The following is a 22,846-nucleotide window of genomic DNA, read 5'->3' as shown; positions in this document are numbered from 1 at the left end:
GCAGGCGTCCCGCGCCGGCGAAGGTCCGGCCGGGCACCCATCTGGGCCGGGGCGAAGTCAGGCCGGCGCGAGCGTCGGCGTCTGATCGAGCATCTCGCGGATCGTGCGCATCAGGTCGTGGCGGGCCATGTCGTGGGCGAGGTCGACGGCGGCCGCGAAGCCTTGCGCGTTCTCCGAGCCGTGGCTCTTGATGACGATGCCTTCGAGCCCAAGGAACACGCCGCCGTTGGCCCGGCTCGGGTTCATCTTCTCGCGCAGCGCGCGGAACGCCTGGCGGGCGAACAGCGCGCCGATCTTGGCGGACAGCGTCCGCGTCATCGCGGAGCGCAGGTACGTGCCGATCTGCTTGGCGGTGCCTTCCGCGGTCTTCAGCGCGATGTTTCCCGTGAAACCTTCGGTGACGACCACGTCGACGGTGCCGCGGCCGAGGTCGTTGCCCTCGACGAAGCCGTGATAGGCGAAATTCGGCAAATCGATCTCGCGCAGCAGGCGCGCCGCCTCCTTCACCGCCTCGTTGCCCTTCATCTCCTCGGTGCCGACGTTGAGCAGCCCCACCGTCGGGCGCTCGAGGTCGAACACGATGCGGGCCATGGCGGAGCCCATCACCGCCATCTCGATCAGGTGCTCGGCATCGGTGCCGATGGTGGCGCCGACGTCGAGCACCACGCTCTCGCCGCGCACCGTCGGCCACAGGCAGGCGATGGCCGGGCGCTCGATGCCGGCCATGGTCTTCAGGCAGATCTTCGACATCGCCATCAGCGCGCCGGTGTTGCCGGCGGAGACCGCGGCATCGGCCTCGCCGTCCTTCACCGCCTGGATCGCCTTCCACATCGACGACTTGCCGCGGCCCTGGCGCACCGCCTGGCTCGGCTTGTCGTCCATGGCGACGGCGTAGGTGGTGTGGCGGATCTCGACGCCGCCCTTGAGGCGCGGCTCGGCCGCCACGAGGGGGGCGACCACCGCCTCGTCGCCGAAGATCAGGAAGGTCGTCTCGGGATGGCGCTCGCGCGCGAGCGCGGCACCGGGCACGACGGTCGAGGGGCCATGGTCGCCGCCCATGGCGTCGAGCGAGATGCACACGCGTTGGGACATGAAGGGATTGTCGCGGCCTTTGACGGAACGCCGTCGCGGGGGCGACGGCCAGGATCGGCGCGGCGGAAAATAGCGATCCAGCCCCGGCGGGCAAACGAATTCTCGCGCAGGGGCGGGGTGTGGCCCGATTTGGCGGCCGGGTTCGGCGGCCCGCGGACCCGGGAGCCCGCTACGGCTCCTCGGAGCGGAGCGTCCGCAGGACGTCGAAGGGTTTCACGTCCTCGCCGAGCTGGACCGCCTCGAACACCACCCCGGGCTTGCGCGGATAGGGGTCGATCCCGAGCGCCAGGAACTCGGCGGTCAGAAGGCCGAAGTCGATCCGCCCGCCGACAATCGGGTCGGGGATGTCGGCATCCTCCGCGTCGGTGCCGGCGAGGCGGTCGGTGTCGGTGAAGACCACCTCCACCGGCTCGGAGACCTTGGTCTCGAACGGCTCCAGGCTGACGGTGCAGACCAGCGTCACGGTGCCCTCGACGGTGCCGGTGACGACGAGGCGGCTCGTCGGGCCGGACACCGAGAACTGCCCGGCGAGGTCGCGGATCGCCGGGATCTTGAAGTCGGCGGCGAGCGCCGTGCACTCAGCCGGCGTCGCCTCGACGGTGACGGCGCCGCGGCCCTGCGGCAGCCGCGCCACGCTCACCCATCGGGACAGGGGGGTCTCGCTCACGCTCATCGGGCTTCCAGGTCGGGTGTCGGGGCATCGCCCGCATGCGGGAAGGACGGGCCGGCGCCGAGCAGGCCGTCGAGGTCGGCCTCGGCCAGCGCGCGGTCGGCGGCGAGGACGTAGTCGGCGAGGCCGGCGGCGGCTTCGGGATCCTCGCTGCCGAGCACGTTGCGGGCGAGCGCGATGCGGAGCGCGGCGGCATCGCCCGCGTCGAGCGCCGCGTCGTAGTTGGCGGCGCGGCCGTAGAACGCGGCGCCGAGCTTCTTCATGCGCTTGGGCACGCCGAAATCGCCGACGCCGAGCTCGCGCAGGGACGCGTCGAGCTGGAGGAAGACCGAGTTCACGAGGTCCTGCGCCACGTCCGCCGCCGGCGCCGGCAGGCGGTTCAGGCGGCGCAAAGCCAGGATGACGTGGAGGATGAGCGATTCGAAGCGGCCCTCCACGCCGTCGGGCACGCCGAGCGCGGTGTAGAGGCCCGGCTGCCGCGAGGCCGCGTTGAGGCGCATGTGCAGGGTCTCGATGGACCGCCGCCGCGCATCGTTGCGCCGGAAGAACCGGGTGATCATGGGGTCCGCCCTCGGCCCGGAGGCCGGCGCCCGGGCCGCGCCCGGCGGAACGGCCGTGCCCGGTCGCGCAGCGTTGTGGCCTGTGGCCGAGCTTGCCTTGTCAAAGCCATAACCCCGCGGTACGGCAACCCACGGTCAAGGTGCAAGCATTCATCAGACCGCCCCTGGTGTCGCGCTCCGGCGTGCCTAGCGGCGTCCCGTCCCATCAGCAACATAGGGTGGCCGATGTCGCGCCGTCTCGTTCCGTCTCTCGCGCGCCTCGGCCTCGTCGGCCTGCTCGGCCTCGGCCTGTCGGGCTGCATCGGCGAGGAGCTTCGCCACGGCTACCAGATCGACCAGGCGGCGCTCGCCACCGTCAAGCCCGGCATGAGCCCGGAGCAGGTGCTGCAGACGCTGGGCACCCCGTCCACGGTCTCCACCGTCGGCAACAAGTCCTGGTACTACATCTCCCAGAACACCTCGCGAACGGTCCTGTTCCTCGGCGAGCAGGTCGAGGACCAGAAGGTCACGGCGGTGTACTTCACCCCCGCCTTCAAGGTGGAGCGCGTCGCCCTGTACGGCCTGCAGGACGGCAAGGTGTTCGACTTCATCGAGCGCACCACGCCGACCAGCGGCGCCGACCGCGCCTTCCTGAGCCAGCTGTTCAAGGGCCTGACCAAGTACGAGCCCTTCGGCAGCGGCAACGGCGCCAGCGTGGTCCCGGGCGCCCAGCGCGGCATGTGAGGCGTCGGGCGAAGGCCCGACCCCGAACCGTCCTTCCCCCCTCTGCGGGGGAGGGAGGCGGCCCCGCGAGGGCTCATCGTCGTGCTGACAGGACGGCCTCCACGATCTGCGCGGGTTCGGCGAACATCAAGTCGGGACGGGCCGCCGACAGGGTCGCCGCGTCGGTGTAGCCCCACGCGACGGCGCCGAAGGCGCAGCCCACCGCGCGCGCCGCGTCGAGATCGCGCAGCTCGTCGCCGACGCAGAGCACCGCACGCGGCTCGATCCGCGCATGGCGCAGCAGGCTCGCGAGACGCCGTGCCTTGCCGAACACCGACGCGCCGCAGGCGTAGCGGCCGATCCGGGCGGCGTCCGGCCCGAGCACGCGCCGGACGTTCGCCTCGGTGTTCGAGCTGAGCACGGCCGTCGCGACGCCCGCTTCGCCGAGCCCCGCCAGCATCTCCGAAGTTCCGGGAAACGGATGCAGCAGCGCGGCGTCGCGCGCGGCGAGCCCGTGCATGTGGCGGGCGATCAGCGGCAGCTTCCAGCGCGGCACGCCGAGGCGCGCCATGATCGCCCGCGCCGAGAGCCTGCGGAGCTCGTCGGTCTCGTGCGCCGCGACCCGGCGGAAGCGGTAGCGGTCGGCCACCGCGTCGAGCACGCCGCAGAACCAGGGAAAGGTGTCGGCGAGCGTCCCGTCGAAATCGAGGACGACGAGGCGATATCCGCGAGCCGGGGCGGGACGGATCAGAACCGCAGGGTCTCCGCCGGGACGTCGAGGCGCAGCACGAGGCCGCTCGGCGCCCAATCGTGCTCCAGGATGCCGTCGAGCTGGCCCGTGACGCTGCGCTCGGCGAGTTCCGTGCCGAAGCCCTTGCGCGTGGGGGCCGAGGGAACGGGTGGCCCGCCGCGCTCGGCCCAGGTCAGGCGGTAGCGCGAATCGGTCCGCCGCCCGGTCAGCGTGACGGTGCCGGCCTCGTTGGAGAGCGCGCCGTACTTCACCGCGTTCGTCGCCTGCTCGTGCATGATCAGCGCCAGCGCGGTCGCCGCGCGCTCGCCGACGACCGCATCGTCGCCGTCGACGGCGATGCGGCAGCGCCCGTCCTCGGCGTAGGCCGACAGGATCAGGCGCATCAGCCCGAGGACGGTCTGGCCGCCGACCCGCGGCGCGCTGCCGGCGGAATGCGGGCGGACGTATTCGTGGGCCTGGGCCAGCGCCCCGAGCCGCTCGCGGAACGCCTTCGCGAACGGGCGCGCGCCGGGATCGCTGCGGGCGCTGAGCGCGGCGATGCCGCCGACCACGGCGAAGATGTTCTTGATCCGGTGCGACAGCTCCTTGATCAGCAGGTCGCGCGCCTCCTCGGCGCGCTTGCGCTCGCGCAGGTCGCGGGTGACCGTGCCGTAGCCGGCATGGCGGCCGGCCGCATCCCGCACGGCGAACACCGTGAACAGCACGGCGATGGCCTCGCCGGTGGCGAAGTGCCGGAACGCGAGCTCGCCCTCCCACCAGCCGTCGCGATCGAGCGCCGGCATTGCCACGCCCTCGAGGGCTTCGCGGCTCTCGGGGGTCACGTAGTCAGCGATCGTGGTCCGCAGCGCGGCGTCGAGGTCGGGCAGCCCGACCAGCGCCAGCGCGGCCTCGTTCAGGTGCGCGATCCGCCCGTCCTCGGTGGCCAGCCCGATGAAGTCCTTCGAGGTCTCGACGACGGCGGCGAGCTTGCGCGCGTCGGCGACCGCCTGCCTCAGGTCGTGGATGTCGGTGCAGGTCCCGAACCAGCGCTCGATCCGCCCGTCGGCGCCGCGGATCGGCATCGCGCGCCCGAGGGTCCAGCGATAGGCGCCGCTGTGGTGGCGCAGGCGGTACTCGACCTCGTAGGGCGCACCGGTCGCGAGGCTGTGGCGCCAGCGGCTCCAGGCCTCCGCCTGGTCGTCGGGATGGAACATGTCGGTCCAGCCGGCGCCGTCGGTGGAGCCGTAGGGCACGCCGGTGAATTCGTACCAGCGGTCGTTGTAGAAGTCGTGGAAGCCGTCGGGCTGCGTGGTCCAGACCATCTGCGGCATCGCCGAGGTCATCACCCGGAAGCGGCGCTCGCTCGCGGCCAGCTCGCGCTCCCGTGCATCGACGTCGGCGAGGGTGCGGCGATGCTCGACCAGGGTCGAGATCTGGCGGGCGAGCGCGGCCAGGGTGTCGCCCTGGGCCCTGGTGAGCCCCTCGGGCCGCGCGGTGCGGTCGAGGACGCACATCGTGCCGATCGGGGCGCCGATCCGGCTGCGGATCACCGCCGCGGCGTAGAAGCGGAACCCGTTCTCGGCCCGGATCGCCGGGTTGTCGCGGGTGCGGGAATCGACGGTCAGGTCGGTGATGACGAACAGCCCGTCGGCGTGCGAATCGTCGGCCTGGAGGGCGTGGACGCAGACCGAGCGGTCGATGCCGGTCTCGCGCTCGCCGTAGCCGATCTCGGCCTTGAACCACTGCCGATGCGCATCGACGAAGCCGATCAGTGAGACCGGAACGGCGCAGACCAGGGCGGCGATCCGCGCGAGGTCGTCATAGGCCGGGTCCGGCTCGGTATCGAGGATCCGCAGCGCGCGAAGCTCCGCGAGCCGCTCGGCCTCGTTCCAGCGCTCTCGTTCGGTCGCACGCGTCTGGCTCGCGATCGTAATCGGCAGCTCCCGAATTCCCGAGCCAGAGATAGGCGGCTTGCGCCGCCGCGCCTAGGTTCGGGAACGGACGAAGCGCCGGTTTCGTTCGAAGCGGGCCGCGAGCGCCCGTTCGTGGGCGCGTTCGCGGCCCGCACCCCGACGAGGGACGGGAGCGGGCCGCGGGAGTCGCCTCAGGCCGCCTTCGCGGCGTCGAGCGTCGGGTAGTCCACGTAGCCCTCCGGGCCCTGGCTGTACCAGGTCGCGGCCACGTCCTTCTGGAGCGGGGCGTCGGCGGCGATGCGCGCGGGCAGGTCCGGGTTGGCGATGAACGTCCGGCCGTAGGCGATCGCGTCGGCCTCGCCGGCATCGAGCGCCGCCTGGCCGCTGCGGCCGTCGTAGTCGGCGTTGAGGATCAGCGCGCCGTCGAACACCCGCTTCATCGCCGGGGCGATCGGCGGATGGTCGGCCTTACCGAAGGTGCCGTTCGGGCCGGGCTCGCGCATCTCCAGGAAGGCGATGCCGAGTTCCGACAGGGCCTTCGCCGCGGCCACGAACAGCAGCTCGGGATCGGAATCGTTGGCGCCCTGGATCGCGCCGTTGGGCGACAGGCGCACGCCGGTGCGGTCCTTGCCGGCGACCTCGGCCACGGCCTGCGTGACCTCGCGCAGCAGGCGCACGCGGTTCTCGATCGAGCCGCCGTAGGCGTCGGTGCGGTGGTTGGTGCCGTCGCGCAGGAATTCGTCGATCAGGTAGCCGTTGGCGGCGTGGATCTGCACGCCGTCGAAGCCGGCGGCCAGCGCGTTGCGGGTGGCGTTGCGGTAATCCTCGAGCAGCCGCGGGATCTCCTCGACCGGCAGGGCGCGCGCCTCGGCATAGGGCTTCTTGCCGGCGTAGGTGTGCGCGTCGTCGGGCGCGGTCGTGGCGGAGGACGAGATCGGCGCGGCGCCGTTGAGGAAGTCCGGGTGGACGAGGCGGCCCATGTGCCAGATCTGGCAGACGATGCGGCCGCCCTTGTCGTGCACCGCCTTGACGATCGGCTTCCAGGCCTCGACCTGCGCCGCGTTCCAGATCCCCGGGGCGTAGGGCCAGCCGAGCCCCTCCTGGCTGATGCCGGTCGCCTCGGTGAGGATCACGCCGGCGCTCGCGCGCTGGGCGTAGTATTCGATCATCAAGGGGGTGGGCACGTGCTCGCGGCTGGCGCGTCCCCGCGTCAGCGGCGCCATCCAGATGCGGTTCTTCGCGTCGATGGCACCGACGCGGATCGGATCGAGCAGTGAAGGCATGGGCTTCCCGTGTTTGGATGGGGTGGGGGCGGCACGCCGCACCCCGTGTGACGCATAGGTGGCGGGAACGATGCCGCCCGCAAGGCACTGGACGCATGGGCGACCCTGCCGGGGTGCGCGGGCGCACATGGTGTCGCGGGCGGCCTTCCCTTCGCTCCGCGGATCACAGGATCCGGGCATGCAGGGAGCGGGCATGACGGGCGCGCATTCGCGTTCGCGTCGCGGATCGCGTATAGCTCGACGCCTCATTTCCAAGGTCTTTGCAAGAACATGGCGACGGCGTCGTTCGACACCGCCCGGCGCGCGGGCAGCGATTTCTCCGGCATCGAGAAGGCGCCCGAGTTCCGGCCCGAGCCGGCACCTGCGGCGGTGCCCGGGCAGCGCAGCTCGCTCGTCGGCCTGCCGCGGGCGGCGCTGAAGGAGCGCCTGCTCGCCGTCGGCGTCGGCGAGCGCGAGAGCAAGATGCGCTCGGGCCAGCTCTGGAACTGGCTCAACGTCCGCGGCGCGCAGGACTTCGACCAGATGACCAACGTCGGCAAGGCGCTGCGGGCGCAGCTCGCCGCCGCCTACACCCTCGACCGGCCCGAGGTGGTCAGCCAGCAGGTCTCGCGCGACGGCACCCGCAAGTGGCTGCTGCGCATGGCCCCGACCGGCCGGCACGACCACAACCGCGGCGCCGAGATCGAGTGCGTCTACATTCCGGGGCCCGACCGCGGCACGCTCTGCGTCTCGTCCCAGGTCGGCTGCACGCTGACCTGCTCGTTCTGCCACACCGGCACGCAGCGCCTGGTGCGCAACCTGTCGGCGGCCGAGATCACCGCCCAGCTCGTCGTCGCCCGCGACGCGCTCGGCGACTGGCCCGGCCTGATCCCGTCGCGCGACGCCTCGGGCAGCGGCGAGGTCGGGCGGCTCGTCACCAACATCGTGTTCATGGGCATGGGCGAGCCGCTCTACAATCTGGAGAACGTCGTCGACGCGGTGGCGACGATGTCGGACCCGGAGGGGCTCGCGCTGTCGCGCCGGCGCATCACGGTGTCGACCTCCGGCGTCGTGCCGCAGATCCGGCGGCTCGGCGAGGAGGCGCACGCGATGCTGGCGATCTCGCTCCACGCCGTGCGCGACGAGCTCCGCGACGAACTGGTGCCGCTGAACCGCAAATATCCGATCGCCGAGCTGATGCGCGCCTGCCGCGAATATCCCGGCCTCAACAACGCCCGCCGCATCACCTTCGAGTACGTGATGCTGAAAGGCGTCAACGACACCGACGGCGACGCGCGCGAGCTGGTGCGGCTGCTCAAGGGCATCCCGGCCAAGATCAACCTGATCCCGTTCAACCCCTGGCCCGGCAGCCGGTACGAATGCTCGGACTGGGAGCGGATCGAGCGCTTCTCCGAGATCGTGTTCGACGCCGGCTACGCCTCGCCGGTGCGGACCCCGCGCGGCCGCGACATCCTCGCCGCCTGCGGCCAGCTCAAGAGCGAGACCGAGAAGCTGCGCGCCCGCGAGCGCATGCTGCTCGACGCGGGCGGCGACGCGGCCGGCGCGGTCTCGGCCCAGGGCTTCTACGCCCTTCACGACGGCGAGGAATGAGGGGGCCGGCGCCTCTCCGGTGTGGGCCTTCTGGCAGAGGTAACCGTCTCTTCCCTCCCCCGCAGAGGGGGGAGGGGGAGCCGGCCTCGCTCAGCCCTGCGGCAGGTCCGGCGTGATGCCGAGGGCGTCCATGCCCTCCTCCAGGAGGTCGCCGGCATCCGGCGTGCCGAGCAGCGTCTTCACCGCGCCGTCGCCGGCGCCTTCGCGCTCGCGGGCGAAGCGGACCGCGTCGGCCCATTCCTCCGGCTCCATGTCGCCGCGGCCGACATAGAGCAGCGCCAGCAGGTCGGCGCGCTCGTCGTCGTTGAGGCCGGCGATCATGCCGCGCAGCTCCGATTCGGTGGCGTCGTCGGTGCCGGAGGTGAGCACGTCGGTGGCGCCGTCGTCGATGGCGTTGGAGCCGGAATCCGGATCGGTCGCGCCCTCCTTCACCTCGACCGCGCGCAGGCGCAGGATGATCTCGGTGACCGTATCGGGGGCGATGTCCATGTCGAGCTCCGGTTGGCGGTCCCGTCGGGGGCCTGAAGCTGCGACAACTGGCGAGAGCGATGCCGGTTCGCCCGGCCCGGCGCCGTCGTGCGCCCGCGCGGTCGGATTTCGCCGCCCGTTCGCTCCGCGGCGCCCGTGAAGATGCGCGCACGTCGCGGCGCCACGCGGTGCTACGCTGTCGCCGGGGCGGGCACGCGCGGAGGCGGGGGATGAAGCGGGACGGGCTCGTCGGCTGCCTCGCGCTCTACGCCGCGCTCTACGGCGCCTACGGCTGCATCTCGCCGATCCTGCCGAACGTGCTCGCCGCGGGCGGCCTGCCCCCGGAGCGGATCGCGATCCTGCTCGCCGCTGCGACCCTGGTGCGGCTCGTGGCGGGCCCGCTCGCCGGGCGCTCCGCCGACCGGCACGCGGCGACCCGCCCGATCCTCGCCGCCGCCTGTGGCCTCACCGCGCTCGCGGTCCTCGGGCATCTCCCCGCGCGCGGGTTCTGGCCGTTCCTCGCGGTCGGCCTCGCCTACGCGGTGACGACTGCCCCGCTGGCCCCGCTCGCCGACGTGCTCGGGCTCGCCGCGGCGCGGGGCGGCGCCGCGTTTCCCTACGGCTGGGTGCGGGGCGCCGGCTCGGCCGCCTTCATCGCCGGCGTCGGTGCCGCCGGCGGGCTGGTGCAGGGGTTCGGGCTCGCGGCCGGCCTCGTCGCCGGAGCGGTGCTGTTCGCGGCCGCCGGTTCGGCGGCGCTCGCCGGGCGGGACCCGGGCGTCGCGCGCGACGGGCCCGTCGCCGCGCCCGGGATCGGCTTCGCCGACGTCCTCCGCCTTCCCGCCTTCCGCCGCACGGTGCTGGTCGCGGCCCTGGTGATCGGCGCGCACGCGATGCACGACGCCTTCGCGATGATCCTGTGGCGCGAGGCCGGCATCGGGGCGGGCGCCGCCGGCCTGCTCTGGGCCGAGGCGGTGGCGGCGGAGGTGTTCGTGTTCCTGATCGCCGGCCCGCCGCTGCTGGCGCGGATCGGGTTGCCGGGCGGCCTCGCGGTCGCCGCCGGCGCCGGCGCGCTGCGCTGGGCGGTGCAGGCCGAGACGGTGGCGCTGCCCTGGCTCGCCGCGATCCAGTCCCTGCACGGCCTGAGCTTCGCGCTCCTGCATCTCGCCTGCCTCGGGCTGATCGAGCGGACCGTGCCGCCGGCCGCCCGCGCCACGGCGCTGGCGCTCTACGGCACCGTCGGCCTCGGCCTCGCCGGCGCGGCGGCGACGCTCGCGTCCGGTCCGCTGTATTCGGCCTTCCACGGCCGCGGCTTCTGGGCGATGGCGGTGCTGAGCCTCGCCGCGCTGCCGCTCGTTCCGCGCTTGCGCCCGCCGTCGGAAGGCACGACCTCTGCGTGACGGCGCGTTTCATGGTACAAAACCGGAACATGCCGTCGGTCCCCGCAACACAACGCCCAGGTCCATGCCGCACGTCGCCGAGATCCTGATCCCGCTCGCGATCGACACCGCCTACAGCTACGCGGTGCCCGCGGGCCTGGCGCTGGCGGCGGGCGACGTGGTGCAGGTGCCGCTCGGGCCGCGCGAGACGGTCGGCGTGGTCTGGGGCGTGGCGGAGACGGCGGGCGGCTCGAACCTGCGGCCGGTCACCGGCTATCTCGGCGTGGCTCCGCTCTCCGAGCCGCTGCGCAGGCTGGTGGACTGGATCGCGCGCTACACCCTGGCCCCGAAGGGCTCGGCCCTCGCCATGGTGCTGCGCCTGCCCGACGAGGCGGCCGCCGCCGAGGTGGTCCGCGTCGGCGTCCGCACCACCGGCAAGCTCCCGGCCCGCCCGACCAAGGCCCGGGACAAGGTTCTGGCGGTCGCCGCCGACGGCGAGATCCGGGGCAAGAGCGTGCTCGCCAAGACGGCCGAGGTCTCGCTCTCGGTGATCGACGGGCTGATCGACGACGGCGCGCTGGAGACGGTGGCGCTCGCGCCCGAGCCGGTGGCGCTCCCCCCCGATCCGGAGTTCCCGCGGGTGCCGCTGTCGGAGGCGCAAGCCGCGGCGGTCGCGGACCTGGTCGCCGCCCCCGCGGAGGCGGGCGGGAGCGGCGCCGTCCTGCTCGAGGGCGTCACCGGCTCGGGCAAGACCGAGGTCTACTTCGAGGCGGTGGCGGAGTGCGTCCGCTCAGGCGGGCAGGCGCTGATCCTGATGCCCGAGATCGCGCTGACGGCGCAGTTTCTCGACCGCTTCGCCCAGCGCTTCGGCGTCCGTCCGGCGGCCTGGCATTCCGGCATCGGCGGGCGGCGGCGCGAGCGGCTGCGCGCCGGGGTCGCGGCCGGCGAGGTCCGGGTGGTGGTCGGCGCCCGCTCGGCCCTGTTCCTGCCGTTCCGGAAGCTCGGCCTGATCGTGGTCGATGAGGAGCACGAGAGCGCCTACAAGCAGGAGGACGGCGTGCACTACCACGCCCGCGACATGGCCGTGGTGCGGGCCAAGCTCGAGGGCTGCCCGGTGGTGCTGGCCTCGGCGACGCCCTCGATCGAGACGCGGGTCAACGTCGAGCGCGGGCGCTACCGGCGCGTGCGGCTGCCCGAGCGCTTCGGCGGCCGCCGCCTGCCCGACATCCAGGCGATCGACATGCGCCTCGACAAGCCGGAGCGCGGGCGCTTCCTGTCGCCGCCGATGATCAACGCGGTGAAGGCCAACCTCGCCGCCGGCGAGCAGGCGCTGCTGTTCCTCAACCGCCGCGGCTACGCGCCGTTGACGCTGTGCCGCGCCTGCGGCCACCGCTACCAGTGCCGGAACTGCTCGACCTGGCTGGTCGAGCACCGCTTCCGCAAGGCCCTGGTCTGCCACCAGTGCGGCTACAGTGAGCGCCGGCCGGACGCCTGCACGGAATGCGGCACCTTCGACAACCTCACCCCCTGCGGCCCCGGGGTCGAGCGCATCGCGGAGGAGGCCGCCGAGCTTTTCCCGGATCGCCGGATCATCGTGCTGTCGAGCGACTTTCCCGGCGGCGCCGAGCGGCTTCGGATGGAGCTCGAGGCGGTGGCGGCGGGCGAATGCGACATCGTCATCGGCACCCAGCTCGTGGCCAAGGGCCACAACTTTCCGCACCTGACGCTCGTCGGCGTGCTCGACGCCGATATCGGCCTGACCTCGGGCGATCCGCGGGCGGCCGAACGCACCTTCCAGCTGCTGCAGCAGGTGACCGGCCGCGCCGGCCGCGGCGAAAGGCCGGGCCGCGCGCTGGTGCAAACCTACCAGCCCGAGCACCCCGTGATCGCGGCCCTGCTGTCGGGCGATTCGGAGCGCTTCTACGAGGAGGAGATCGCCGCCCGCGAGGCGGCCGGCCTGCCGCCGTTCGGGCGGCTCGCGGCGCTGATCGTCTCCGCCAACGACCGCGCGGCGGCCGAGGCCCACGGGCAGGCGCTGGCCCGGGCCGCCGAGCCGCCGGACGGCGTGATGGTGCTCGGGCCCGCCGAGGCGCCGCTGGCGCTGGTGCGCGGGCGCTACCGCTTCCGCCTCCTGGTCAAGACCGAGCGCAACGTCGACCTGCAGAGCTACCTGCGCGACTGGCTGGCGCGCGGGCCGAAGGTGCGCGGCAACGTGCGCGTCGCGATCGACGTCGACCCGCAGAGCTTTTTGTAGGCGACCGGGATCGCGTTTTGTAGGAAGGTGCGGCGCCGCCGAAGTCCCGACCGGCGGCGTCCATTTCAGGAGCGCGCATCGTGCTGAGCTACACCAAGAAGCCCGAGTCCAGCGTCGCCGAGATCGTGGTCGACGGGAAGATCACGGACGAGGAGATGAACGCGGTGATGACCGCGATGAAGGCCGACCTCGACAAGGGCGGCAAGCTCAAGCTGCTGGAGGACATCCGCGCCTTCGAGGGCATGGAGCCGGCCGCCTTCTTCAAGGACCCGCGCTTCGGCCTGTCGATGATGAAGGGCATCAGCCACGTGGCGCTCGTCACCGACGCGCAGTGGCTCAAGGTCGTCGCCGAGACCTTCGGCTTCGTCTCGCCGGCCCAGATCAAGGTGTTCGAGCGCGCCCGCCTCGACGAGGCCCGCACCTGGCTCGCCGCCGCCTGAGCGGCGAGAAACCGTCCTGAGGCGGCCTGCCGCCTACTCGGCCTGGGCGGTGCGCGTGGTGTTGCGTCGCGCCGTCCAGCGGCCGGAGCACAAAGCCGAGACCTTCCAGGTCCCGGCCCCGCCCTGCGCCTGCAGCCGACCCGAGGCCGCGCCGCTCGCGGCGCCGTTCGAGACGCTCAGGCCCACCGTCCCGTCAGCCCCGACCTGCCCGCTGACCCGGGCGGCCGTCGCCGCCGACGCGGCGCGCACCTGCCCGTCGCGGATCGCGACTGAGGTGCTGTAGCGCGCGTCGCACAGGCCGCTCTCGGTCACGAGATCGACGGCCCAGGTCCCGTTGAAGGCCCCCGGCTCGCCGGCGGCGGCCGGCGTGAGGATCGCGCCCGAGAGGAGGCCGACGAGGGCGATCGGGGTGAGCTTCGACATTCAGGACCTTGCTGTTGAGCGGGAGCGGCCGGCGGACGGACCGTCGGGGTGCCGGGGAATCAAACCTCGGCTCTACATCTTGTGCGGTGACGCGCAGGTGAACGACGGAAACGGCAAGAGTATGACGACGCGCGCGAGCGCCGGATACAAGCTGGACCGTTTACGCAAGCCGGCGATGACTGGACGCGCCCCGTCGGATCCTTGCCACGCTTTCGCAAGCCGGTTCGCTGAACGGGATGGCCTGCGCTGGACCGCTCTTGAGACGCTCTTCAGCGCGATCGAGGGCGTGGCCGACCGCGCGGTCGCGCGCCGCACGGTCATCACCCGACGGCGCGCACCACCTCCGCCATCGCCGGGCGCGCGCCGACCTCCGCCTGCACGCAGGCGCGCTCGAGATCGCGCAGGGCCGCCGCCTCCGGGAAATCGGCGGGCGCACGGTCCAGCACCTCGCCGATCAGCAGCCCGAAGGCGCGGACCTCGACCCGCTGCAGGGCTACGCCGGGCGGCCCGTCGGGCAGCACCGAGGCCGCGCCGAAATCGCTGAGCACCGCCTCGCCGGTGGCGGCGTCCCACAGGATGTTGTGGCCGTAGACGTCGCCGTGCAGCAGCCCGCGCGCGTGGAGATGGGCGAGGCCCGCGGCGAGGCCGCGGACGAGGCGCAGCAGCGCCGCCGGGGCGAGGCGCAGGGCCGGGTCGTAGACGTCGCGGCTGCAGCTCGCGAGGCTCGGCGGCCCGGCGAGCACGCGCCGGTCCGGCGGCAGGAGCGGCATCAGCAGCCCGTCGGTCCCGTCCGGGTGGCCGGTGATCCGCCCGAGCGCGCCGGTGAGGTTCGGGTGCGCCCCGGCCGCGAGGCAGGCCTCCATCTCCCGCTCGGGCAGGCCGTCGCTTGTCATCGTCCCCTTGAACAGCTTGAGCGCGACCGGCCGCGGCGGCGCGGTGCCGCCGGGGCGCCACAGCGCGCGGTGCACCCGGCCCGACGTGCCCTCGCCGAGGAGCGCGCCCGCGTCGAGGTCGGCGAACGGGACCAGGGCGGCCGAGGCTCGCGGCGCATCGCCCTCGAACGCGTTGCCGGCCCAGGAGGTCCAGGCGAGGGCGGGGAGGGCCGGAAGCCAGGCGGGCAGCGCGTCGAGGCGGTTGGCCGCGAGACGGATCAGCTCGAGGTCGTCGCAGCCCGCCAGGCTGTCCGGAAGGCTGCGCAGGCGATTGCCCGAGAGCATCAGCTTCCGCAGCCGCGGCCGGTGCCCGAGCGCGTCGGGCAGGTGCGCGATCCTGTTGTCGGTGAGCGTCAGCCAGCGCAGGCGCGGCGGCAGCGCCTCGCCCGGCACCTCCGCGAGGCCGCAGCCGCGAAACCCGACCTGGCTCAGCGCCCTGCAATCCCCCAGGACCGGCGGCAACGTCGCGAACGGGTTGCCCGAGCAGAACAGCACCTGCAGCCGCGTCAGGCGGCCGAGATCGTCGGGGAGGGCGGTGAGCGCGTTGCCCGAGAGGTCGAGCACTTCCAGCGTGTCGGCCAGCCCGAAGATCTCGGGCGGGAGCACGGTCAGGCCGGCGGCCGGCAGGCGCAAGGTGCGCGCCCCGGCAAGGTCGCCCCGGCGGAGGGCGTCGAGGGTGTCGTGCGTCGCGTCCTGCATCGTCGGTCGGCGCTCCGGCCCGCCTGGGAAGCCGGCCTCGTCGCACGAACCGGGATCCCGCAGCAAACGCCTAAGAGAAGGAAAAAATATCGTTCTAAGGATTAAGAGCTTGACATCGGCACGCTCCTCCGGCATAAGAACCGCACGCTCCAGAAGTGTGACGAGACGGTCTCGGGAGGCGGCGGATGGGCAGCGCAACCGGGGCCGTCCCACCGGAGGTCGTCGCCGCCGTGGAACGGCTGGTGCGGCACGGCGAGGCCAGCCTCGCGCGGATCGCCGCCGCCGCCGGGCTCCCGCAGACGACCGTGACGGGCTGGATGCGCGATCGCGGATGGGCGCGGACGTGCCCGGTCCGCCCGCGCGGGACCGACGACATCCTGGCCGATCTCGCCGCCCTCGAACGGTGCGGCGATCCGGTGCGCGTGCCCGCCGACCTCCCGGTGCTGCGGCGGCGGCTGCGTGCGCATATCGGCCGGCAGATCGCGACGTTCGATGCGGCTCTGCGCGGCGAGGGGGCGGCGGTGATCGATTCCGCGCGGACCCTGCGCGATCTCGGGGGCCTCAAGCGCCTGCTCGACGACCTCGCCGCCGACGATCCCGCTAGCGAAGGGGAGGGCGATGGCGACGGCCGAACCCCTTCCGCCCTCGACCTTCCGGGCCTCCGCGCGGAGATCGCGCGCCGCTATGGAGGATGCCGCGGCGACCGGCCGGATGGCCGCCTTTCTGGCGAGCCTGCCGCCGCCGCTCCTCCGGGCGCTGGCGCTTGACTGGCTGCACCAGGCGCGGCCCGACCAGCTTCCGCCGCCCTGGGAGGACGACTGGACCACCTGGGCGGTGATCGGCGGCCGCGGCTGCGGCAAGACGCGGACGGGGGCGGAGTGGGTCGACGCGCTCGCCCGCGGCGACCCGGCCTTCACCGACAGGGCGATCGGCCGGATCGCGCTCGTCGGCGAGACCTTCGCCGACGTGCGCGACGTGATGGTCGAGGGCCCGTCGGGCCTGCTCGGGCTGCCCGAGCGCGGCAGCCGCCCGCGCTGGTCGCCGAGCCGGCGCCGGGTCGAGTGGGCGAACGGGGCGGTGGCGTCGGCGTTCTCGGCCGAGGAGCCGGATTCCCTGCGCGGCCCGCAATTCGGCGCGGCGTGGTCGGACGAGATCGCCAAGTGGCGCCGGCCGGATGCCGCCTTCGACATGCTGCAATTCGGGCTGCGGCTGGGCGCCCGCCCGCGCAACCTCGTCACCACCACGCCGCGGCCGATCCCGCTGATCCGCCGGCTGATCGCCGACCCGCGCTGCGTGGTCACGAAGGCCCGCACCGCCGACAACGCCCGAAACCTCGCCCCCGCCTTCCTGGAGGCGGTGGTCGGGCGCTACGCCGGCACCCGCCTCGGGCGGCAGGAGCTCGACGGCGAGCTGATCGACGACCGGGCCGACGCCCTGTGGACGCGCGAGACGATCGAGGCGGCCCGCGTCGCCGCGGCACCCGATCTGTCCCGCATCGTCGTCGCGGTCGACCCGCCGGCGAGCTCAGGCCGCTCGGCCGATGCCTGCGGGATCGTCGCGGTCGGGGCGTTGGGCGAGACCGCCTACGTGCTCGCCGACGCGACGGTGGCGCGCGCCAGCCCGCAGGCCTGGGCCAACGCCGCGCTCGCGCTCTACCACCGCCTCGGCGCCGACGGGCTCGTGGTCGAGGTCAACCAGGGCGGCGAGATGGCCACCGCCGTGCTCGCCCAGTGCGATCCGGCGGTGCCGGTGACCCCGGTGCGCGCCACACGGGGAAAATACCTGCGGGCCGAGCCGGTCTCGCTGCTCTACGCGCAAGCGCGCGTCCGCCACGTCGGGGCGCTGCCGGCGCTCGAGGACGAGCTGTGCGATTTCGGGGCGGACGGGCTCTCGTCCGGCGCCTCGCCCGACCGCCTCGACGCCCTGGTCTGGGCGGTGACGCACCTGCTGCTCGCGCCCCGCGCCGAGCCGCGCATCCGCAGCTTCTGATGCCGGCCCACGCGACTGCGGGGCGGCGGCCATCCGCCGGGCCTCATGGGTTTCGACCCATGAGGCGTCGGACAACACGCATCTCGAGGAGGCGCCCGATGCCGACCCTGCTGACGAGGCTGGCGCGGGCCGCCGGCTACGTGCCGGCCGTGAAGGCGGCCCCGCTCTCCGGGCCGAGCGTCGCCCTCTACGGGGACGCCCGCGCCGTCTGGACCGCGCGCGACGGCACCGCGCTCGCCCGCGAGGGCTACCAGCGCAACGCCGTGGTCCACCGCGCCGTGCGGCTCGTCGCCGAGGGCGCCGCGTCGATCCCGCTGGTCGTCACCGGCGCGGAGGCGGCCGACCACCCGATCGCCGCGCTGCTGGCGCGGCCGAACCCGCGCGAGGGCGGCACCCGCCTGCTGGAGACCCTGTACGGGCACCTGATGGTGTCCGGGAACGCCTATCTCGAGGCGGTGTCGCTCGACGGGATCCCGCGCGCCCTGTTCGCGCTGCGCCCCGACCGGATGCGGGTGGTGCCGGGGCCCGACGGCTGGCCGGCCGGCTACGTCTACGAGGTCGGCGGCCGCCGCGTCGCCTACGACGAGTCCGGCGCCGTGCCGCCGATCCTGCATCTCGCCCTGTTCCACCCCACCGACGACCATTACGGCCTGTCGCCGATGGAGGCGGCCGCGATCTCCCTCGACATCCACAACGCGGCCGGGGCCTGGAACAAGGCGCTGCTCGACAACGCGGCGCGCCCCTCCGGCGCGCTGGTCTTCGCCGGTGCCGGGGCGAGCTTGAGCGAGGCGCAGTTCGTGCGGCTGAAAGCCGAGCTGGAGGCGAACTACCAGGGCGCCGGCAATGCCGGGCGGCCGCTGCTGCTCGAAGGCGGGCTCGACTGGAAGCCGCTGGCGCTGTCGCCCAAGGAGATGGACTTCGTCGAGGCGAAGGCCGCGGCCGCGCGCGAGATCGCCCTGGCCTTCGGCGTGCCGCCGCTGCTCCTCGGGCTTCCGGGCGACAACACCCACGCCAACTACGCCGAGGCCAACCGCGCCTTCTACCGCCAGACCCTGGTGCCGCTCGCCCGCCGCACGGCGGAGGCGCTCGCGCACTGGCTCGCGCCGGCCTTCGGCGACGTCCGCCTCGAGCCGGATCTCGACGCGATCGAGGCGCTGGCCAGCGAGCGCGAGTCGCTGTGGCGTCGGGTGCAGGCGGCCGACTTCCTGACGAAGGCCGAGAAGCGCGCGGCGGTGGGCTACCCGCCCGAAGCCCCGGAGCCCGGGGCCTGAGGCTCCGGCGCAGCCCGATCTTTCCCTGCCCGCCACGGGAGACCGCCATGGACGGCCACTTCACCGGCTATGCCAGCCTGTTCGGCGTGCCCGACCTCGGGCGCGACATCGTGCAGGCGGGGGCCTTCGCCGCGAGCCTGCGGCAGCGCGGCGCCGCCGGCGTGCGGATGCTGTGGCAGCACGATCCCGCCGAGCCGATCGGGCGCTGGCAGGCGCTCGCCGAGGATGGGCGCGGCCTGCGCGTCGAGGGTCGCCTCAACCTCGCGGTGCAGCGGGCGCGCGAGATCGACGCGCTGATGCGGGACGGCGCCCTCGACGGTCTGTCGATCGGCTTCCGCACCCTGGAGGCGCGCCCGCGCGGCGGCTTTCGGCAACTGCACGCGGTGGATCTCTGGGAGATCTCCCTGGTGACCTTCCCGCTGCAGCCGGGGGCGCGCGTCGCGAACGCCCCGCTGCCGGCGGAACTGCGCGCCTTCGCCCGGCGCCTCGCGCCGGTGCGTGCCGCCGGGCGCTCCGCCACCCCCGCCGGGTGGTGAGAGGCGGCGGGCGCCCACGTTCTTCCCTCCCCCGCAGAGGGGGAGGGATCCGCGCGTAACTTTTCATTCCAACGGTGAGGCTCACATGACCCGTCACGAGACCTTCGAGACCAAGTCCGATCGCGTGCTACTGGAGAACAAGGCCGGGCGGCCCGGCGCCGAGCCGGGCACCGCGCGGGACGCCTTCGACGGGCTGACCCAGGCCTTCGAGGCCTTCAAGGAGACCAACGACACCCGGCTCGCCCAGATCGAGGGCCGGCTCGGGCCCGACGTGCTCACCGAGGAGAAGCTCGCGCGGATCGATGCGGCGCTGGACAGTGCTCGGACGCGCCTCGACCGGATCACCCTGGACCGCGCCCGCCCGCCGCTCGGCCGGCCCGAGCAGCCGCGCGATGCGGCCGCCGACGAGCACAAGACGGCGTTCGACCTCTACGTCCGCGCCGGCGAGAGCGGAGGCCTGAAGAGCCTGGAGGCCAAGGCGCTCTTGGCCGGATCCGGCCCGGACGGCGGCTACCTCGTGCCGCAGACCATCGAGCGCGAGGTGCTCAAGCGCCTAGCCGACCTGTCGCCGATCCGTGCCATCGCCAGCGTCCGCACCATCTCGGGCGGCCAGTACAAGCGCGCGGTGGCGACCGGCGCCCCAATCGCCGGCTGGATCGCCGAGACCGCGCCGCGCCCGGCCACCGACGGGCCGGTGCTGTCGGAGCTGAACTTCCCGGCGATGGAGCTCTACGCCATGCCGGCCGCGACCCAGACTCTGCTCGACGACGCCGTGGTCGACATCGACGCCTGGCTCGCCGACGAGGTCGAGACCGCGTTCTCCGAGCAGGAGAGCGTCGCCTTCGTCACCGGCAACGGCGTCAGCCGCCCGCGCGGCTTCCTCAGCTACGACACCGTGGGCAACGACGCCTGGGTGCCGGGCAAGATCGGGATCGTCGGCACCGGCACGGCCGGCGCCTTCCCGGCGGCGAACCCGGCCGACGTGCTGTTCGACCTCGTCTACGGCCTCAAGGCCGGCTACCGCCAGAACGCCGGCTTCGTGATGAGCCGGCGCACGCAGAGCGCGATCCGCAAGTTCAAGGACAACGAGGGCAACTATCTCTGGCTGCCGCCGACCGCCTCGGACCGGGCCGCGACCCTGCTCGGCTTCCCGGTGACGGAGGCCGAGGCGATGCCCGACATCGCCGCCGGCAGCCTCGCGCTCGCCTTCGGCGATTTCCGCCGCGGCTACCTCGTGGTCGACCGCACCGGCCTGCGGGTGCTGCGCGACCCGTATTCCGCCAAGCCCTACGTGCTGTTCTACACCACCAAGCGCGTCGGCGGCGGCGTGCAGGACTTCGCCGCGATCAAGCTGCTGAAGTTCGCCTGATCCGGGCCGCGGGCGGCGTCCCCGCCCGCGTCGACGGCCCGCCCCGGGCCGGCCTCACGCGCCCTGGCGCCGTGCCAGGGCGCGGCCCACCTCTAGCAGCAGCGTATCGACGAGGGTGCGCAGGCGCTTCTGCCCGGTCCGGTCGATCGCCACGCGGGCGGCCAGGATCTGGTCGGCGGCCTGCTCCAGCGGATCGGCCGGGGGCAGCAGGCGAAGCTTCGGCCGTGGCAGGACGTCGAGCTTCGCGCGCGTGTCGGTGACGTCGAAGAAGGCGCCGTGGCCGTGCATGCCGGTCTCCGTCCGGGTCACGTGGCCGCGGTTGCGGATCCAGCGGATGTCGCCGCCTTCCGTGACGATCCGGAAGTCGGCGGAGAACGAACCGCCGGTCTCGCGCACCTGCCTGATCCGGTCGAACACCCAGTCGCGATCCTCCGGGTGGATGCGCGCGAGCGACTCGTCTAGCGTGAGGGGCTTGCCGGCGAGCGACGCGTCGCCCGCCATCACGTCGCAGGCGCCCTCGTCGAGGACCGAGCGCCCGGCCGCGACGTTCGTCTCCCAGGCGCCGACGAACCCGAAGGCGATGAGCGCCGAGGCGAGCGAGGGCGTGGCGGGTGTCGAGCCGTCGAACATGAGCGATGCTCCCGGGAGCGAAGCCGCATCGCGTTCCGGTTGAGGCCGGATGCGTCGGCGCCATCGCATCAAGCGGTATCATTCACTGAATTGAAAATGCAATCGACCAGATGCACGGGCGACGATCGCGCGACCGCACGTGAAACCTGGTCCTTCTGCAAATTCCGGTTCGGGTCAGGGTTCAGCGGTTGCGCCCGGGCCGGGCCATCCAATCCGAGCGGTTGCCGCGGCCGGCCGGCATCGCCTGGCCGACCTCGATCCGGGAAAGCTCGGCCGAGCGTGCCGCGATCCACCCGGTGTGCTCGGCCACCGGCGTCACCGCCGTGAACCCGCCGCAGGCGGTGCGGCGGCGGGCGTCCTGGCGCATCGCCCCGCTCGACCAGCTCACCACGCCGACGATCTGGTAGCCGCCGGGGCCGCCCGACAGGATCGGGCCGCCGGAATCGCCGAGGCAGGCGCCGGCGCCGGCGGTCTCGGCCATGCGGCGGCGGTCGGTGACGACGGTGACGCGGTTGGCGACCTGCAGCGACCCGATCGAGACGAGGTGCGCCTGGCGCAGGGTGCGGGCGGTGTTGCGGCGGTTCTCGGCGACGACGCCGAAGCCGGCGATGTCGACCGCGTCGCCGTTGCCGATCGAGCCGGCGCCGCGCGGATCGAGGGGCGCGTAGTCCGTGCCGAGCGGCTGCTCGAGCTTGAGCAGGGCGAGGTCGACGCCCGGCTGGTCCTCCGGCGTGGTGCCGGGGACGAATTCGGGATGCATTGAGGCGGCGATCACCGAGACGCGGCGCTGGCGGAAGCCGCGGTCGACCGCCACGATGCTGTAGCTGGCCGGCTGCATCACGCAATGGGCTGCGGTCAGCACGAGATCGGGCGCGATCAGCGTGCCCGAGCAGATCTCGCCCTGGGTGCTCTCGATCCGCACCACGAAGTTGCGCGTGCCGTTCGGGTCGCGGGTCACCTCGCCGTTGATCACGGCCGAAGCCGGTGCCGGCAGCGAGCCGAGGAGGCCGACGGACAGGCCGCCGAGCAGGGCGCCGCGGAGCACAGTGGCGAGCATCGTTCTCTCCGGGGGCCGAGGGCGCTCTCGGCAGGTGGGACTGAAGCCTAACGTAAAGCAATCCGTCGGCCAAGGTTCGGTTCCTCGGGGCCGGCGGGACCGCCGGCTCAGTGCCAGCGCGCCGTCCGGTCCCAGCCGGCGAGCGTGCGGTCGAGCCAGTCGCGCTGCGGCGCGACGCGGACGGCCTGGGTCAGGCCACCGCAGGCGCCGCCGATCCAGGCGGTGACGGCGACGACGCCCGCCGCGTCCGAGACCGGGCCGCCGGAATCGCCCTGGCAGCCGCCGGCGCGGCCCGCTGCCTTGAGCCAGACCAGGATGCGGCTCGGGCCGTAGGGCTCGATCACCGGCAGGGCGACGCTGCGGAGGGTGCCGGTCGAGCGCGGGTCGCCGGGCCGCTCGGCGCCGTAGCCGGCCAGCGTCAGCGTCTCGCCGGCCCGCGGGCTCGCGGTGCTGAACGTCGCCGGGGAAAAGCGCGGCGGCAGCGGCGTCGCCGTGCGCAGCAGCGCGAGGTCGATCGAGCGCCGCCGGCCGGCGATCGCCCCGGCATCGTAGCCCGGATGGACCGCCCGGGCCGCGACCTCGACGAGGACCGGCTGCCCGGACGCGTCGCGGAAATGGACGCGGTGCTCGAGGCCCGCGCCGGCGCAATGGCCGGCGGTGAGCACCGTGTCCGGCGCCACCACCACGGCGGAGCAGACCCCGCCCTTCGACGACAGCACCATCACCGCGCCCTCGGGCGTCGCCTCGGCGCCGCCGACCACGGCATGCGCCGGCCCGCCGGCCCACGCCAGGGTCGCGAGCCACGCCAGGCCGATCGCGGCCGGGCGGGGAACGCGCTGTCCGAACACCATCGAGACCCCTC

The 22,846-nt window shown here is 73.5% G+C and carries 23 protein-coding genes; 11 read left to right on the top strand and 12 right to left on the bottom strand.

Annotated features, from left to right (window positions below):
- Positions 1–57: 57 nt before the first annotated feature.
- The 3 genes from plsX to MKK68_RS09305 form a co-directional block, all read right to left on the bottom strand.
- Entirely contained in the window at positions 58–1,092 is a 1,035-nt protein-coding gene (gene plsX, locus MKK68_RS09315; protein WP_147725628.1) for a phosphate acyltransferase PlsX, read from the bottom strand.
- Positions 1,093–1,261: 169 nt separating this feature from the next.
- Entirely contained in the window at positions 1,262–1,765 is a 504-nt protein-coding gene (locus MKK68_RS09310; protein ID WP_244029977.1) for a YceD family protein, read from the bottom strand.
- Positions 1,762–2,322 carry a ubiquinol-cytochrome C chaperone family protein gene (locus tag MKK68_RS09305; protein WP_147725626.1) on the bottom strand — a complete coding sequence of 187 codons (561 nt, stop codon included), beginning with the start codon at positions 2,320–2,322 and terminating at the stop codon, positions 1,762–1,764. The genes MKK68_RS09310 and MKK68_RS09305 overlap by 4 nt, the downstream gene beginning before the upstream one ends.
- A gap of 225 nt (positions 2,323–2,547) precedes the next feature.
- On the opposite strand from MKK68_RS09305, the gene MKK68_RS09300 reads away from it, so the two are divergent.
- Entirely contained in the window at positions 2,548–3,045 is a 498-nt protein-coding gene (locus MKK68_RS09300; RefSeq protein ID WP_147842188.1) for an outer membrane protein assembly factor BamE, read from the top strand.
- A gap of 73 nt (positions 3,046–3,118) precedes the next feature.
- Here MKK68_RS09300 and MKK68_RS09295 read toward each other — a convergent pair whose 3' ends face one another.
- Together MKK68_RS09295 and MKK68_RS09290 are read right to left on the bottom strand one after the other, a co-directional pair.
- The gene (locus tag MKK68_RS09295) at positions 3,119–3,832 is read right to left on the bottom strand and encodes an HAD hydrolase-like protein (protein ID WP_409567205.1); all 714 of its coding nucleotides are present in this window, start codon (positions 3,830–3,832) and stop codon (positions 3,119–3,121) included.
- On the bottom strand, positions 3,772–5,304 hold the full coding sequence (locus MKK68_RS09290) for a sensor histidine kinase (RefSeq protein ID WP_244029976.1): 1,533 nt from the start codon (positions 5,302–5,304) through the stop codon (positions 3,772–3,774). The genes MKK68_RS09295 and MKK68_RS09290 overlap by 61 nt, the downstream gene beginning before the upstream one ends.
- 102 nt (positions 5,305–5,406) lie before the next feature.
- On the opposite strand from MKK68_RS09290, the gene MKK68_RS29440 reads away from it, so the two are divergent.
- Positions 5,407–5,529, top strand: a complete 123-nt coding sequence (locus MKK68_RS29440; RefSeq protein WP_279605277.1) for a hypothetical protein — start codon at positions 5,407–5,409, stop codon at positions 5,527–5,529.
- Positions 5,530–5,858: 329 nt separating this feature from the next.
- Here the strand turns inward: MKK68_RS29440 and MKK68_RS09285 are convergent, their stop codons facing one another.
- Entirely contained in the window at positions 5,859–6,950 is a 1,092-nt protein-coding gene (locus MKK68_RS09285; RefSeq protein ID WP_244029974.1) for an alkene reductase, read from the bottom strand.
- 270 nt (positions 6,951–7,220) lie between these two features.
- On the opposite strand from MKK68_RS09285, the gene rlmN reads away from it, so the two are divergent.
- Positions 7,221–8,540, top strand: coding sequence for a 23S rRNA (adenine(2503)-C(2))-methyltransferase RlmN (rlmN, locus tag MKK68_RS09280; protein ID WP_147725622.1), 1,320 nt, complete (start codon positions 7,221–7,223; stop codon positions 8,538–8,540).
- A 90-nt stretch (positions 8,541–8,630) separates the two neighbouring features.
- On the opposite strand, the gene MKK68_RS09275 is transcribed toward rlmN, so the two are convergent.
- On the bottom strand, positions 8,631–9,029 hold the full coding sequence (locus MKK68_RS09275; protein ID WP_147725621.1) for a DUF3775 domain-containing protein: 399 nt from the start codon (positions 9,027–9,029) through the stop codon (positions 8,631–8,633).
- A 209-nt stretch (positions 9,030–9,238) separates the two neighbouring features.
- Between MKK68_RS09275 and MKK68_RS09270 the strand changes: the two genes are divergently transcribed.
- The 3 genes from MKK68_RS09270 to MKK68_RS09260 all read left to right on the top strand — a co-directional run bounded on the left by MKK68_RS09270 (position 9,239) and on the right by MKK68_RS09260 (position 13,078).
- Positions 9,239–10,405, top strand: a complete 1,167-nt coding sequence (locus tag MKK68_RS09270) for an MFS transporter (RefSeq protein ID WP_244029972.1) — start codon at positions 9,239–9,241, stop codon at positions 10,403–10,405.
- A 64-nt stretch (positions 10,406–10,469) separates the two neighbouring features.
- Positions 10,470–12,638 carry a primosomal protein N' gene (locus MKK68_RS09265; RefSeq protein ID WP_147858881.1) on the top strand — a complete coding sequence of 723 codons (2,169 nt, stop codon included), beginning with the start codon at positions 10,470–10,472 and terminating at the stop codon, positions 12,636–12,638.
- Positions 12,639–12,718: 80 nt separating this feature from the next.
- On the top strand, positions 12,719–13,078 hold the full coding sequence (locus MKK68_RS09260) for an STAS/SEC14 domain-containing protein (protein WP_147729390.1): 360 nt from the start codon (positions 12,719–12,721) through the stop codon (positions 13,076–13,078).
- Between the two features lie 33 nt (positions 13,079–13,111).
- On the opposite strand, the gene MKK68_RS09255 is transcribed toward MKK68_RS09260, so the two are convergent.
- Together MKK68_RS09255 and MKK68_RS09250 are read right to left on the bottom strand one after the other, a co-directional pair.
- A complete protein-coding gene (locus MKK68_RS09255; RefSeq protein ID WP_147729391.1) occupies positions 13,112–13,501 on the bottom strand; it encodes a hypothetical protein in 390 nt (129 codons plus the stop codon).
- A gap of 320 nt (positions 13,502–13,821) precedes the next feature.
- Positions 13,822–15,132 carry a leucine-rich repeat-containing protein kinase family protein gene (locus tag MKK68_RS09250; RefSeq protein ID WP_243986925.1) on the bottom strand — a complete coding sequence of 437 codons (1,311 nt, stop codon included), beginning with the start codon at positions 15,130–15,132 and terminating at the stop codon, positions 13,822–13,824.
- 185 nt (positions 15,133–15,317) lie between these two features.
- Between MKK68_RS09250 and MKK68_RS09245 the strand changes: the two genes are divergently transcribed.
- The 5 genes from MKK68_RS09245 (at position 15,318) to MKK68_RS09225 (ending at position 20,297) form a co-directional block, all read left to right on the top strand.
- The gene (locus MKK68_RS09245; protein WP_187274749.1) at positions 15,318–15,899 is read left to right on the top strand and encodes a hypothetical protein; all 582 of its coding nucleotides are present in this window, start codon (positions 15,318–15,320) and stop codon (positions 15,897–15,899) included.
- A complete protein-coding gene (locus MKK68_RS09240; RefSeq protein ID WP_147858884.1) occupies positions 15,844–17,121 on the top strand; it encodes a DNA-packaging protein in 1,278 nt (425 codons plus the stop codon). Before MKK68_RS09245 ends, MKK68_RS09240 begins: the two co-directional genes overlap by 56 nt.
- 98 nt (positions 17,122–17,219) lie before the next feature.
- A complete protein-coding gene (locus MKK68_RS09235) occupies positions 17,220–18,392 on the top strand; it encodes a phage portal protein (RefSeq protein ID WP_243951583.1) in 1,173 nt (390 codons plus the stop codon).
- Positions 18,393–18,439: 47 nt separating this feature from the next.
- The gene (locus MKK68_RS09230) at positions 18,440–18,928 is read left to right on the top strand and encodes an HK97 family phage prohead protease (RefSeq protein WP_147858885.1); all 489 of its coding nucleotides are present in this window, start codon (positions 18,440–18,442) and stop codon (positions 18,926–18,928) included.
- An 85-nt stretch (positions 18,929–19,013) separates the two neighbouring features.
- Positions 19,014–20,297 carry a phage major capsid protein gene (locus MKK68_RS09225; protein ID WP_147858886.1) on the top strand — a complete coding sequence of 428 codons (1,284 nt, stop codon included), beginning with the start codon at positions 19,014–19,016 and terminating at the stop codon, positions 20,295–20,297.
- A 54-nt stretch (positions 20,298–20,351) separates the two neighbouring features.
- Here the strand turns inward: MKK68_RS09225 and MKK68_RS09220 are convergent, their stop codons facing one another.
- The 3 genes from MKK68_RS09220 to MKK68_RS09210 form a co-directional block, all read right to left on the bottom strand.
- The gene (locus MKK68_RS09220; protein WP_147843741.1) at positions 20,352–20,927 is read right to left on the bottom strand and encodes a PAS domain-containing protein; all 576 of its coding nucleotides are present in this window, start codon (positions 20,925–20,927) and stop codon (positions 20,352–20,354) included.
- A gap of 181 nt (positions 20,928–21,108) precedes the next feature.
- Complete coding sequence (locus tag MKK68_RS09215; RefSeq protein ID WP_147729721.1) at positions 21,109–21,984, bottom strand: S1 family peptidase; 876 nt, start codon at positions 21,982–21,984, stop codon at positions 21,109–21,111.
- Positions 21,985–22,091: 107 nt separating this feature from the next.
- Complete coding sequence (locus tag MKK68_RS09210) at positions 22,092–22,835, bottom strand: S1 family peptidase (RefSeq protein ID WP_244029970.1); 744 nt, start codon at positions 22,833–22,835, stop codon at positions 22,092–22,094.
- Between the last annotated feature and the right edge of the window lie 11 nt (positions 22,836–22,846).

Origin of the sequence: Methylobacterium sp. E-016 (assembly GCF_022829745.1) — a bacterium.
In the GTDB taxonomy this organism is placed as follows: Bacteria; Pseudomonadota; Alphaproteobacteria; order Rhizobiales; family Beijerinckiaceae; genus Methylobacterium.
Note: the sequence above shows the minus strand (reverse complement) of the source record. Positions and strands in the feature narration are given on the sequence as shown.

Excerpts from the sequence above, each read along its gene's own strand:
- MKK68_RS09225 (WP_147858886.1), top strand. The coding sequence starts at position 19,014 with ATGACCCGTCACGAGACCTTCGAGACCAAGTCCGATCGCGTGCTACTG.
- MKK68_RS09235 (WP_243951583.1), top strand. The coding sequence starts at position 17,220 with ATGCCGACCCTGCTGACGAGGCTGGCGCGGGCCGCCGGCTACGTGCCG.
- MKK68_RS09265 (WP_147858881.1), top strand. The coding sequence starts at position 10,470 with ATGCCGCACGTCGCCGAGATCCTGATCCCGCTCGCGATCGACACCGCC.
- MKK68_RS09250 (WP_243986925.1), bottom strand. The coding sequence starts at position 15,132 with ATGCAGGACGCGACGCACGACACCCTCGACGCCCTCCGCCGGGGCGAC.
- MKK68_RS09255 (WP_147729391.1), bottom strand. The coding sequence starts at position 13,501 with ATGTCGAAGCTCACCCCGATCGCCCTCGTCGGCCTCCTCTCGGGCGCG.
- MKK68_RS09310 (WP_244029977.1), bottom strand. The coding sequence starts at position 1,765 with ATGAGCGTGAGCGAGACCCCCCTGTCCCGATGGGTGAGCGTGGCGCGG.
- MKK68_RS09300 (WP_147842188.1), top strand. The coding sequence starts at position 2,548 with ATGTCGCGCCGTCTCGTTCCGTCTCTCGCGCGCCTCGGCCTCGTCGGC.
- rlmN (WP_147725622.1), top strand. The coding sequence starts at position 7,221 with ATGGCGACGGCGTCGTTCGACACCGCCCGGCGCGCGGGCAGCGATTTC.
- MKK68_RS09270 (WP_244029972.1), top strand. The coding sequence starts at position 9,239 with ATGAAGCGGGACGGGCTCGTCGGCTGCCTCGCGCTCTACGCCGCGCTC.
- plsX (WP_147725628.1), bottom strand. The coding sequence starts at position 1,092 with ATGTCCCAACGCGTGTGCATCTCGCTCGACGCCATGGGCGGCGACCAT.
- MKK68_RS09275 (WP_147725621.1), bottom strand. The coding sequence starts at position 9,029 with ATGGACATCGCCCCCGATACGGTCACCGAGATCATCCTGCGCCTGCGC.
- MKK68_RS09220 (WP_147843741.1), bottom strand. The coding sequence starts at position 20,927 with ATGTTCGACGGCTCGACACCCGCCACGCCCTCGCTCGCCTCGGCGCTC.
- MKK68_RS09305 (WP_147725626.1), bottom strand. The coding sequence starts at position 2,322 with ATGATCACCCGGTTCTTCCGGCGCAACGATGCGCGGCGGCGGTCCATC.
- MKK68_RS09240 (WP_147858884.1), top strand. The coding sequence starts at position 15,844 with ATGGCCGCCTTTCTGGCGAGCCTGCCGCCGCCGCTCCTCCGGGCGCTG.
- MKK68_RS09215 (WP_147729721.1), bottom strand. The coding sequence starts at position 21,984 with ATGCTCGCCACTGTGCTCCGCGGCGCCCTGCTCGGCGGCCTGTCCGTC.
- MKK68_RS09285 (WP_244029974.1), bottom strand. The coding sequence starts at position 6,950 with ATGCCTTCACTGCTCGATCCGATCCGCGTCGGTGCCATCGACGCGAAG.
- MKK68_RS09210 (WP_244029970.1), bottom strand. The coding sequence starts at position 22,835 with ATGGTGTTCGGACAGCGCGTTCCCCGCCCGGCCGCGATCGGCCTGGCG.
- MKK68_RS09245 (WP_187274749.1), top strand. The coding sequence starts at position 15,318 with ATGGGCAGCGCAACCGGGGCCGTCCCACCGGAGGTCGTCGCCGCCGTG.
- MKK68_RS09230 (WP_147858885.1), top strand. The coding sequence starts at position 18,440 with ATGGACGGCCACTTCACCGGCTATGCCAGCCTGTTCGGCGTGCCCGAC.